This is a genomic window from Leclercia sp. 29361, assembly GCF_011290365.1.
Taxonomy (GTDB): Bacteria; Pseudomonadota; Gammaproteobacteria; order Enterobacterales; family Enterobacteriaceae; genus Enterobacter; species Enterobacter tamurae.
This window is the reverse complement of the sequence record NZ_CP049786.1, coordinates 3,613,419-3,625,695: the sequence shown is the minus strand read 5'-3', so window position 1 is coordinate 3,625,695 and position 12,277 is coordinate 3,613,419. Positions and strand designations below refer to the sequence as shown.

The following is a 12,277-nucleotide window of genomic DNA, read 5'->3' as shown; positions in this document are numbered from 1 at the left end:
TACATGGAAAAAACAGCAGCCCTCGCCAGCGATATCCTTGCGGGTATTGGCGGGGAGAACAACATTCTGCGTCTGGAAAACTGCATGACGCGGGTGCGGGTGGAAGTTCAGGATGATGACAAGCTCGATCTGGCGCGGCTGAAAAAACTGCCCGGGGTCAGCGGCTACGTGAAGCAGGGGGAGCAGCACCAGCTGATCGTCGGCCCTGGCAAGGCTGCGCAGGTAGTGGACGCTATGCGTTCCCTGATGGGCGGGGCGGTGATGGATGATGCCGAACGTACCAAAGCTCAGGTGAAGGCCAAATACAAAGCCCCGATGAGCGACGCGCTGCGCCAGCTGGCCAACGTCTTTATTCCGCTGATCCCGGCCTTTATTGCCTCGGGGCTGATCACCGGGATCATCAATATCCTGAAACGCCCGGACATTGTCGGCGACTTCGCGACCCACTACCCAAACCTGCTGGGGATCCTCGGCATTTTCGGCAGTGCGGTCTTCGCCATCATGAACATTCTGGTGGGGGTCAACACCGCCAAAGTGTTCGGCGGCTCGCTGGCAATGGGCGGGGTGATGGCGGGGATCCTCTCCAGCCCACAGCTGGCGCAAATCACTCTGTTTGGTGAAGCGCTGCAGCCTGGGCGGGGTGGGGTGATCGCCGTGCTGCTGGTAGTGGTGTTGATGTGCTGGATCGAGAAACGGCTGCGCAACCTCCTGCCGGGCTCGCTGGAGCTGATCTTTAATCCGCTGCTGACAACCTTAATCACCGGCAGCGTGGCGATTATCGCCCTGCAACCGCTGGGTGGCGTGATCTCGGAATCCATTGCCCATGGCGCCTCCTGGGCTATCGATCGCGGTGGCTTCCTGGTGGGTGGGGTATTGTCGGGCACCTTCCTGCCGCTGGTGTTGACCGGCTTACATCAGGGCCTGGTGCCTATCCACGTTGAGCTGGTGCAGGCGCATGGTTATAACGCGCTGCTGCCTATTCTGGCGATGGCCGGTGTCGGGCAGATCGGCGCGGCAATTGCGGTGCTGATGAAAACCCGGAATGAACGCCTGAAAAAGGTCATCAAAGGGGCGCTGCCGGTCGGGCTGCTGGGGATCGGTGAACCGCTGATCTTCGGCGTTACCCTGCCGCTGGGCAAGCCGTTTATCGGTGCCTGTCTTGGTGGTGCGGTCGGTGGGGCGCTCATCAGTTACTGGAAAGTGGCTACCGTTATTACCTTCGGTATTTCCGGATTACCGCTGGCATTAACCATCGTGACCGGAAAAGTCATGCTCTATCTGTTAGGCTATCTGGTAGCGGTTATCGCCGGGTTCCTGTTTACCTGGCTGTTAGGGTTTACTGATCCAGAGGAGTAAGGTTTGGCCAATCACGAGCGTCGCGTAGTCTTTTTTGATCTGGACGGAACGCTGCATCAGCAGGATATGTTCGGCACATTTATGCGCTATTTACTGCGCCGACAACCCCTGAATGCCCTGCTCGTGTTGCCTCTGTTGCCCATCATCGGCGGCGTGTTGCTGGTTAAAGGCCGCGCCGCCCGCTGGCCGATGAGCCTGCTGCTGTGGGGCTGCACCTTCGGCCACAGCGAAGCGCGCCTTAAACAGCTGGAGAAAGAGTTTGTCAGCTGGTTTCGCGGGCATGTCACCGCCTTCCCGGTGGTGCAGGAGCGGCTCACCAACTACCTCAACGCCAACGATGCTGACATCTGGCTGATTACCGGCTCGCCGCAGTCGCTGGTGGAGCAGGTCTATTTCGATACCCCCTGGCTGCCACGCGTCAACCTGATCGCCACCCAGATGGGGCGCGCATACGGTGGCTGGGTGCTGACCATGCGCTGCCTCGGCCACGAGAAGGTGGTGCAGCTGGAGAAGAAAATTGGTACCCCGCTGCGCCTCTACAGCGGCTACAGCGACAGCAAGCAGGATAACCCCCTCCTGTACTTCTGCCAGCACCGCTGGCGCGTCACGCCCCTTGGCGAACTTCAGCAACTGGAATGATTTTGTGATTATGCATAGCGGGTGTGTATAATGCGCCCGCTTTTCAGACTGGAGTATGCTGCGTTGTCCGACCTTGAACTTAATCATGAATACTGGATGCGCCATGCGCTCCAGCTTGCCAAACGCGCCTGGGAAGAGGGTGAAGTCCCGGTGGGCGCCGTGCTGGTCCACAATAACCAGGTGATTGGCGAAGGCTGGAACCGCCCGATTGGGCGTCACGATCCCACTGCCCATGCCGAAATTATGGCCCTGCGCCAGGGCGGTCTGGTGCTGCAAAACTACCGCCTGCTGGATACCATCCTCTATGTCACGCTCGAACCCTGCGTGATGTGCTCCGGCGCCATGATCCACAGCCGAATCGGCACGGTGGTGTATGGCGCGCGGGATGAAAAAACCGGGGCGGCAGGTTCGCTGCTGGATGTGCTCAGACATCCCGGCATGAACCATCAGGTCAACGTGATGGGCGGGGTGCTGGCACCAGCGTGTTCGGAGATGCTAAGTGAGTTCTTTCGAATGCGGCGTCAGCAGAAAAAGCGACAAAAGGCAGAATCGAAGTTATCGGGCGAGTAAGTTCATCCGGCGATACCACCGGATAACTTTGCGCCAGCTGCTGGGCCGCCTGTGCCTCTCTCTCTTTCTCCATCAGATACCCCACCAGGCTTATCTGGTATTTGCGGATATTCTCCACGTAGGCGTACGCCTCGTGCCCACGCGCATAGCCATAGGTTAACTTGCTGTAATACGGCTTCAGGCTCAGCATCGGCAGGCGCTGTTTGACGTCTGCCCAACTGTTGGGGTTGCCTTTGGTTTTGGCCGTCAGGGCGCGGGCGTCGATCATATGGGCATAGCCCATGTTGTAGGCCGCCAGCGCAAACCAGATCCGCTCCTCTTCCGGCACCGTCTCCGGCACCTTATCCATCATCGCCTGCAGATAGCGCGCTCCGCCGCTGATGCTCTGCTCGGCATCGGTTCGGTCAGTCAGGCCCAGGCTCTGGGCGGTGTTTTTGGTCAGCATCATCAGGCCGCGCACCCCGGTGGGTGAGGTGGCGAGGGCATCCCAGTGCGACTCCTGATAGGAGATAGCGGCCAGCAGGCGCCAGTCAATCTCCTGGGCGTACTTCTCAAACAGCGGCTGCAGATCCGGCAGGACATTATCCACCGCCCGCAGGAAGCTGCGGGTATCGACATAGTCAAAGTCATCCCCATGGCCGAGGTATTTCTCCTCCAGACGCGCCAGGGTGCCGTCCTCATTCATCCCGTTGAAGAAATCGAGCATCGCGGCAGAGAGCGTCTGGTCACCATCGAGCGGGCTGAACCAGGTGACGGGCTGCTCGTCAGTGACGTCCAGCGCCACTGCCAGTTCAGGATGAACACGCTGGAACAGGCTGATGGCTACCGAGTCAGCGATAGTGTAGGGCAGTTTGCCGTCGATGACCTGCTGCAGCAGCGCCGTAGTGCCGAGCTTCTCATCCACCGTCCAGTTGAGGTCAGGGTACTTCTTCTCTTTCAGCGCCCGCAGGTCGTCAATCACCACATGCCCCGGGGCGACGGTGAGCTGTTCAGCGCTGAGGCTGGCAAGGGTGCGCGGGCGCAGGCTACCGACGCGATAGACCAGCTGCTGCGAGACGGAGTAATAGGTGGGGCCAGGCTGATAGTTTTTGCTGCGCTCGCTGTTATAGACCAGTCCGGCGGCCAGCATATCGGCCTTGCCATTATCCAGGTCGTCAAACAGCTGGCTGATGTTCTGGCGCACGGTGATCCTGAGCTTAACGCCCAGATAGTCAGCAAAGTGCTGTGCCAGCTCGTAGTCCAGGCCAATCGCTTTGTTATTGATGGCGCTGTAGGTCAACGGCGAAGAGAGGGTACTGACGCGCAGCTCCCCCCGCGCCTGAATGGCGGCGATGCGATTTTCGGCCTTGCCGAACCAGGGGATTGAAGGCCAAAGGGCCGCTGCCAGCAGCAAGGTTACGATGCCGATGAACAAATAATTAATCTTTAATTTTTTCAATAAGTTGATTCTATGCGCTGTCTATTATTCTGCTTTGTCGTCGCCACAGTAAAAACAAGTATTACCAAAGATTTCGCGGCATTTTGCGTAAAGTTACGCCACTTGGCAACTTATTAGCGGGATAGGCAACACCAATGGTTAAATGACGGCGTCGATTTTATTACGACGCAAACGGTTTCGTCGGCGCTCAGGATCCACTATAATGGCGCCCGTTTTCCCCCCTTGCGCACACTGTAAGCGCCTCCGGCGCTTCGAAGACGAGAGACTTATGATGGAAATTCTGCGTGGTTCGCCTGCACTGTCTGCCTTCCGTATCAACAAACTGCTGGCACGTTTTCAGGCGGCCGACCTTCCGGTAAGCAATATTTACGCTGAGTATGTCCATTTTGCTGACCTGAATGCTCCCTTAACGGCAGAGGATTTGGTCCGGCTTGAACGCCTGCTGAAGTATGGCCCTAGCCTGAGCAGCCATACCCCAAACGGTAAACTTCTGCTGGTTACGCCTCGTCCGGGCACCATCTCCCCCTGGTCTTCTAAAGCAACCGATATCGCCCGCAACTGTGGTCTGAGCCAGATTGACCGTCTGGAGCGCGGCGTGGCGTATTACGTTGAAGCCTCTACCCTGACTGACGCGCAGTGGGTCGTTGTGGCAACCGAACTGCACGACCGCATGATGGAGAGCGTGTTTGCCTCTCTGGACGACGCGCAGCAGCTCTTCTCCCACCACCAGCCAGCCCCCGTCCAGAGCGTGGACCTGCTGGGGGAAGGCCGTCAGGCGCTGATTGATGCCAACCTTCGTCTGGGCCTGGCGCTGGCGGAAGATGAAATCGACTACCTGCAGGACGCGTTCGTTAAGCTCAACCGCAACCCGAACGACATCGAACTCTATATGTTCGCCCAGGCGAACTCCGAGCACTGCCGCCACAAGATCTTCAACGCCGACTGGGTTATCGACGGCGAGCAGCAGCCGAAGTCGCTGTTCAAAATGATCAAAAACACCATGGAGAAAACCCCTGACCACGTGCTGTCTGCTTATAAAGACAACGCTGCGGTGATGGAAGGTTCCGAGGTGGGCCGCTTCTTCGCCGATCGCGAAGCAGGGCGCTATGACTTCCATCAGGAGCCTGCGCATATCCTGATGAAGGTCGAAACCCATAACCACCCGACGGCGATCTCGCCGTGGCCGGGTGCAGCGACCGGTTCCGGCGGCGAAATCCGTGACGAAGGCGCTACCGGTCGTGGGGCAAAACCAAAAGCGGGTCTGGTGGGCTTCTCCGTTTCCAACCTGCGTATTCCGGGCTTTGAACAGCCATGGGAAGAGGACTTCGGTAAGCCGGAGCGCATTGTGACTGCGCTTGATATCATGACCGACGGCCCGCTGGGCGGCGCGGCGTTTAACAACGAATTTGGTCGTCCGGCCCTGAACGGTTATTTCCGTACCTACGAAGAGAAAGTGGAGAGCCACAACGGCGAAGAGCTGCGCGGCTACCACAAACCGATCATGCTGGCGGGCGGGATCGGCAACATCCGCGCCGATCACGTGCAAAAAGGCGAGATCGTGGTGGGTGCGAAGCTGATCGTACTCGGCGGCCCGGCGATGAACATCGGTCTGGGCGGCGGGGCGGCTTCCTCTATGGCCTCCGGCCAGTCTGATGCGGATCTCGATTTTGCCTCCGTACAGCGCGATAACCCGGAGATGGAGCGCCGTTGCCAGGAAGTGATCGACCGCTGCTGGCAGCTGGGCGACGCCAACCCAATTCTGTTCATTCACGACGTCGGCGCGGGCGGTCTCTCCAACGCCATGCCGGAGCTGGTGAGCGACGGCAACCGCGGTGGTCGCTTCAATCTGCGCGACATCCTGAGCGATGAGCCAGGCATGAGCCCGCTGGAGATCTGGTGTAACGAATCCCAGGAGCGCTACGTGCTGGCGGTGGCCCCGGATCAGCTGCCGCTGTTCGATGAGCTGTGCCGCCGCGAGCGCGCCCCGTACGCGGTGATCGGTGAAGCCACCGAAGAGATGCACCTCTCCCTGAGCGATACCCATTTCGACAACCAGCCGATTGACCTGCCGCTGGATGTGCTGTTGGGTAAAACGCCGAAGATGACCCGCGACGTACAGACCCGCAAAGCCAGCGGCAAAGCCCTCGATCTGCAGGGTGTGACCGTTGCCGAGGCGGTTAACCGCGTTCTGCATCTCCCGGCCGTGGCGGAGAAAACCTTCCTCGTCACCATCGGCGACCGTACCGTGACCGGCATGGTTGCCCGCGATCAGATGGTTGGCCCGTGGCAGGTGCCGGTGGCGAACTGCGCGGTGACCACCGCCAGCCTCGACAGCTACTACGGTGAAGCGATGGCGCTGGGCGAACGCTCCCCGGTTGCCCTGCTGGACTTCGCCGCCTCTGCCCGTCTGGCGGTAGGTGAAGCGCTGACCAACATCGCTGCCACCCAGATTGGCGACATCAAACGCATCAAACTCTCCGCGAACTGGATGGCCGCAGCCGGTCACCCGGGTGAAGACGCCGGGCTGTACGAAGCGGTGAAAGCGGTGGGTGAGGAGCTCTGTCCGGCGCTGGGTCTGACCATTCCGGTGGGTAAAGACTCCATGTCGATGAAGACCCGCTGGCAGGAAGGCAGCGAGCAGCGTGAGATGACCTCTCCGCTGTCGCTGGTTATTACTGCGTTTGCCCGCGTGGAAGATGTGCGTCATACCATCACTCCGCAGCTTTCTACCGAAGACAACGCCCTGCTGCTGATTGACCTGGGTAAAGGTCATAACGCGCTGGGTGCCACCGCGCTGGCGCAGGTTTACCGTCAACTGGGTGACAAGGCGGCAGACGTACGCGACGTAGCGCAGCTGAAAGGCTTCTACGACGCCATTCAGGCGCTGGTGGCGCAACGCAAACTGCTGGCCTACCACGACCGTTCTGACGGCGGCCTGCTGGTTACCCTGGCGGAGATGGCCTTCACCGGCCACTGCGGCGTGGAAGCCAACATTGCCAGCCTGGGCGACGACCGTCTGGCGGCGCTGTTCAACGAAGAGCTGGGTGCGGTAATTCAGGTGCGTGCTGCCGATCGCGAGGCGGTAGAAGCCCTGCTGGCACAGCACGGTCTGGGTGACTGTGTGCACTATCTGGGTAAAGCGGTGACCGGGGATCGCTTTGTTATTGAATCCAACGGTCAGGCGGTATTTGCCGAAAGTCGCGCCACGCTGCGTATGTGGTGGGCAGAAACCACCTGGCAGATGCAGCGTCTGCGTGACAACCCGGCGTGCGCCGATCAGGAGCACGAGGCGAAAGCCAACGACACCGATCCGGGCCTGAACGTGAAGCTCTCCTTCGACATCAATGAAGACATCGCCGCGCCGTATATCGCGAAGAGCGCCCGTCCGAAAGTGGCCGTTCTGCGCGAGCAGGGCGTCAACTCCCACGTTGAGATGGCGGCAGCCTTCCACCGTGCGGGCTTCGATGCCATCGACGTGCACATGAGCGACCTGCTGGCAGGCCGTACCGGTCTGGCTGATTTCCAGGCGCTGGTGGCGTGCGGCGGCTTCTCTTACGGCGACGTGCTGGGAGCCGGTGAGGGCTGGGCAAAATCCATTCTCTTCAACGACCGCGTCCGCGACGAGTTCGAAACCTTCTTCCACCGTCCGCAGACCCTGGCCCTGGGCGTCTGTAACGGCTGTCAGATGATGTCGAACCTGCGCGAGCTGATCCCGGGCAGCGAAGCCTGGCCGCGCTTTGTGCGTAACCAGTCCGACCGCTTCGAAGCGCGTTTCAGCCTGGTGGAAGTGACCCAGAGCCCATCTCTGCTGCTGCAAGGGATGGTGGGATCGCAGATGCCAATCGCCGTATCTCACGGTGAAGGGCAGGTGGAAGTGCGTAACGCCGCTCACCTGGCGGAGCTGGAGAGCAAAGGCCTGGTGGCGCTGCGCTTTGTCGATAACTTCGGTAAAGTCACGCAGACCTACCCGGCGAACCCGAACGGCTCTGCCAACGGGATCACCGCAGTGACCAGCGAAAGCGGTCGCGTGACGGTGATGATGCCGCACCCTGAGCGCGTGTTCCGCACCGTCAGCAACTCCTGGCATCCGGAGAACTGGGGCGAGGACAGCCCGTGGATGCGTATCTTCCGCAACGCGCGTAAGCAGTTGGGTTAAGAGATCGTTGTTGTGCCCGGTGGCGCTTCGCTTACCGGGCCTACAAAAGCCGAGTGAGGTTTTGTAGGCCGGGCAAACGCAGTGCCGCCCGGCATTCCCCAATGTCGCAAATGTGCGACAACCCTCACATTGTCGTGTCGCCAATTGGCGACACCTAACCTGTTGATTTTTATAGCACCCAGAATAACCCTGCAAGGGTGTTGCTAATAAGCGACAGATAGCCTGAAAATCATCCCATCCGAAATTACCGCTGGTATCTATTAAAAATCATATAAATTAACACTTTAATATTTTTATTTGCATTCTGGCACATCTGTTGCATAATAATAACCAGTGGCTCATTCACCCTCTTATGTCAGCCCCTTCGGGACGCGCTACATAAACTTCGAATGACGCACAAAAAGGTGCCTGCCGTCCAACTACTGATCATAGCGTTGCTTTATCAGACCCAGGGCGAAACGTCGAGTTAGGCACCGCCTCATTCCATAACAAAGCCGGGTTTTTAACCCGGCTTTGTTGTATCTGAAGGGTTGTCCAGCTAGCATCCTCTTACCTCCTCGCGACAGAGAGTAATGCGTTGAAACGCTGGCCTGTTTTCCCTCGCTCCTTGCGACAGTTAGTCATGATGGCATTCCTGCTGATCCTGCTGCCTTTGCTGGTCCTGGCATGGCAGGCATGGCAGAGCCTGAACGCCCTCAGCGCCCAGGCGGCGCTCACCAACCGTACTACCCTGATTGATGCCCGCCGCAGCGAGGCGATGACCAATGCCGCGCTGGAGATGGAGCGCAGCTACCGGCAGTATTGCGTCCTCGACGACCGAACCCTGGCAACCGTCTATCAAAATCAGCGTAAGCGCTACAGCGAAATGCTCGATGCCCATGCCGGGGTATTGCCGGATGACAAGCTCTATCAGGCCTTACGCCAGGATATTAATGCCCTGGCGCAGCTCCAGTGCCTTAACAGCGGCCCCGATGCGATGTCTGCCATGCGGCTGGAAGCCTTCGCCAATGCCAACGCCGAGATGGTGCAGGCGACCCGGGCGGTGATCTTCTCCCGCGGGCAGCAGCTCCAGCAGGAGATTGCCGAGCGCGGCCAGTTCTTTGGCTGGCAGGCGCTGGTGCTGTTTCTGGTCAGCCTGGTGCTGGTCCTGCTCTTCACCCGCATGATCATCGGCCCGGTCAAGGGCATCGAGCGGATGATCAACCGGCTGGGGGAGGGTCGCTCGCTGGGCAATACCGTAGTCTTTACCGGCCCGCGCGAGTTGCGCTCGGTCGGACAACGGATCATCTGGCTCTCAGAGCGGCTGGCGTGGCTCGAATCCCAGCGCCACCAGTTTTTACGCCACATCTCCCATGAACTGAAAACCCCGCTCGCCAGCATGCGCGAGGGGACCGAACTGCTGGCTGATGAGGTCGCCGGACCGCTGACGCCAGAGCAGGGGGAGATTGTGGAGATCCTCGATGCCAGCAGCCGCAATCTGCAAAAGCTGATTGAGCAGCTGCTCGACTACAACCGCAAGCTGGCCGACGGCATCCCCGAGCTGGAGCGCGTCGAGCTGGCGCCGCTGGTGGATATGGTGCTCTCCGCCCACAGCCTGCCTGCCCGGGCTAAAATGATGCATACTGAACTGGCACTCTCGACGCCCGCCTGTTTAGCCGAACCCATGCTGCTGATGAGCGTCCTGGATAATCTTTATTCCAACGCGGTGCACTATGGCATTGAATCCGGTACCATTTATGTTCGCAGTTTTACGCGCGACTCACGCGTCTGTATCGATGTCGCCAACACCGGAAACCCGATCCCCGACGATGAAAAAACGATGATCTTCGAACCCTTTTTCCAGGGGAGCCATCAACGCAAAGGGGCGGTTAAGGGAAGCGGTCTGGGGCTGAGCATCGCCCGCGACTGTATTCGTCGTATGCAGGGAGAGCTTAATCTTGTCACTGACGACCGTACCGATGTCTGTTTTCGCATCGAACTGCCGCTTGAGTCGGAAAAATCACTGAAATGAATCTAAGTCTGGTGAGTATGTCACACGTCTTTTCCCGCGCCATTAACGCGGTCTTTTCCGGCCACTTTATTCGCCTGAGCCTTCCCTGCCTGCTGCTGACCGGCTGCGTCACCCACGCACCCGCGCCAACGATTAGCGACAAGCAGGATGAAAAATTGCCTGAACATCAGCTGGCGGACTTCCTCTCTACCGACTGCAATAATATCTGGCAGCTGCACGGTCAGGAGACCGACAGCAACCCGCTCTTCTGGCTGCGCGGCATGGATTGCGCGGACCGCCTCTCACCCGCCGCCGCGCGCGCAGAGGCCCGGGGCTGGACCGATGACACCTGGCAGGAGAGCTTTAAACGCGGGATCCTGCTGGCGAATGCCAAAATTAACCCGGTGGAGCGGCGGGTATTGACCACCCGGCTGGATGCGCTGAGCCCGCAGATCCCCGCCCAGGTGCGTCCGCTTTACCAGCTCTGGCGACACGGACAGGTACTGCAGCTGCAGCTGGCGGAAGAGCGTTCCCGCTACGGCAAGTTACAGCAGACCACCGATGGCGAACTGGATAACCTGCGCCAGCAGCAGCAATATTTACGCACGCAGCTGGACACCACCACGCGGAAGCTGGAAAACCTGACCGATATTGAACGGCAGCTCTCCACCCGTAAGCCGGTCAGTAACTATCTGCCGGATGCGCCGAAGAGTGCGACACCATCCGCTGACGGCGACGCGGCGGATACCCCGAACCAGGAGGATGGAAAGCCATGACAAGCCGAAAACCTGCGCATCTTTTGCTGGTGGATGATGACCCCGGCTTGCTGAAGCTGCTGGGCATGCGTCTGGTGAGCGAGGGCTACAGCGTGGTGACCGCCGAAAGCGGTCAGGAAGGGCTGAAAGTGCTGGGGCGCGAGAAGGTCGATCTGGTCATCAGCGATCTGCGGATGGATGAAATGGACGGCATGCAGCTGTTTACCGAGATCCAGAAGCTCCAGCCCGGCATGCCGGTGATTATCCTTACCGCCCACGGCTCGATCCCCGATGCCGTGGCGGCCACCCAGCAGGGCGTCTTCAGCTTCCTCACCAAGCCAGTGGACAAAGACGCGCTTTACAAAGCTATCGATGACGCGCTGGAACACGCCGCGCCGTCCGGGGACGAGACGTGGCGGGAGTCATTTGTCACCCGCAGCCCGATCATGCTGCGGCTGCTGGAGCAGGCGCGGATGGTGGCGCAGTCTGATGTCAGCGTGCTGATTAACGGCCAGAGCGGCACCGGGAAGGAGATCCTCGCCCAGGCGATCCACAATGCCAGCCCGCGCGGCAAAAATGCCTTTATCGCCATCAACTGCGGGGCGCTGCCCGAGCAGCTGCTGGAGTCGGAACTGTTTGGACATGCGCGCGGGGCCTTTACCGGGGCGGTCAGCAGCCGGGAAGGGCTGTTCCAGGCCGCAGAAGGCGGCACGCTGTTCCTCGATGAAATTGGCGATATGCCCGCTCCCCTGCAGGTCAAGCTGCTGCGCGTGCTGCAGGAGCGCAAAGTCAGGCCGCTGGGCAGTAACCGTGATATCGACATCAACGTGCGCATTATCTCGGCCACCCACCGGGATCTGCCCAAGGCGATGGCGCGCAACGAGTTCCGCGAGGACCTCTTCTATCGTCTTAACGTCGTCAACCTGAAGATCCCGGCGCTGGCGGAGCGGGCGGAGGATATTCCCCTGCTGGCCACCCAGCTGTTGCGCCAGTCCGCCGAGCGACATAAGCCCTTTGTGCGGGCGTTCTCCACTGATGCCATGAAGCGGCTGATGACCGCCAGCTGGCCCGGTAACGTGCGCCAGCTGGTGAACGTGATTGAGCAGTGCGTGGCGCTCACCTCCTCGCCGGTGATCAGCGATGCGCTGGTGGAGCAGGCCCTGGAGGGGGAGAACACCGCCTTGCCGACCTTCGTCGAGGCCCGTAACCAATTCGAGCTCAACTATCTGCGTAAGCTACTGCAGATCACCAAAGGCAACGTCACCCATGCCGCACGGATGGCCGGACGTAACCGCACCGAGTTTTATAAGCTGCTGTCGCGCCATGAGCTGGAAGCGAACGATTTTAAAGAGTGATACGCTAAATTCCGCCTG

8 protein-coding genes are annotated in these 12,277 nt (G+C 59.7%); 7 read left to right on the top strand and 1 reads right to left on the bottom strand.

Annotated features, from left to right (window positions below; genetic code table 11):
• The first annotated feature begins 3 nt into the window (after positions 1-3).
• Genes G7090_RS17355 through tadA form a run of 3 tightly spaced genes read left to right on the top strand, consistent with a single transcriptional unit; the run spans position 4 to position 2,565 of the window.
• Positions 4-1,356, top strand: coding sequence for a PTS transporter subunit EIIC (locus tag G7090_RS17355; protein WP_106994570.1), 1,353 nt, complete (start codon positions 4-6; stop codon positions 1,354-1,356).
• Positions 1,357-1,359: 3 nt separating this feature from the next.
• The gene (gene yfhb, locus G7090_RS17350) at positions 1,360-1,995 is read left to right on the top strand and encodes a phosphatidylglycerophosphatase C (protein WP_106994571.1); all 636 of its coding nucleotides are present in this window, start codon (positions 1,360-1,362) and stop codon (positions 1,993-1,995) included.
• Positions 1,996-2,025: 30 nt separating this feature from the next.
• Positions 2,026-2,565, top strand: a complete 540-nt coding sequence (gene tadA / locus G7090_RS17345) for a tRNA adenosine(34) deaminase TadA (RefSeq protein WP_166183386.1) — start codon at positions 2,026-2,028, stop codon at positions 2,563-2,565.
• On the opposite strand, the gene mltF is transcribed toward tadA, so the two are convergent.
• On the bottom strand, positions 2,447-4,003 hold the full coding sequence (mltF, locus tag G7090_RS17340; RefSeq protein ID WP_146145531.1) for a membrane-bound lytic murein transglycosylase MltF: 1,557 nt from the start codon (positions 4,001-4,003) through the stop codon (positions 2,447-2,449). The two genes, tadA and mltF, sit on opposite strands and share 119 nt — an antisense overlap.
• 268 nt (positions 4,004-4,271) lie before the next feature.
• On the opposite strand from mltF, the gene purL reads away from it, so the two are divergent.
• From purL to glrR, 4 genes are all read left to right on the top strand, one after another.
• Complete coding sequence (gene purL, locus G7090_RS17335) at positions 4,272-8,159, top strand: phosphoribosylformylglycinamidine synthase (protein ID WP_166183384.1); 3,888 nt, start codon at positions 4,272-4,274, stop codon at positions 8,157-8,159.
• A gap of 577 nt (positions 8,160-8,736) precedes the next feature.
• A complete protein-coding gene (qseE, locus tag G7090_RS17330; protein WP_106994574.1) occupies positions 8,737-10,170 on the top strand; it encodes a two component system sensor histidine kinase QseE/GlrK in 1,434 nt (477 codons plus the stop codon).
• On the top strand, positions 10,167-10,925 hold the full coding sequence (gene qseG / locus G7090_RS17325; RefSeq protein WP_106994575.1) for a two-component system QseEF-associated lipoprotein QseG: 759 nt from the start codon (positions 10,167-10,169) through the stop codon (positions 10,923-10,925). Before qseE ends, qseG begins: the two co-directional genes overlap by 4 nt.
• Positions 10,922-12,259 (top strand): two-component system response regulator GlrR, encoded by a 1,338-nt coding sequence (glrR, locus tag G7090_RS17320; protein ID WP_166183382.1) that lies wholly within the window; start codon positions 10,922-10,924, stop codon positions 12,257-12,259. The genes qseG and glrR overlap by 4 nt, the downstream gene beginning before the upstream one ends.
• Positions 12,260-12,277 lie beyond the last annotated feature (18 nt).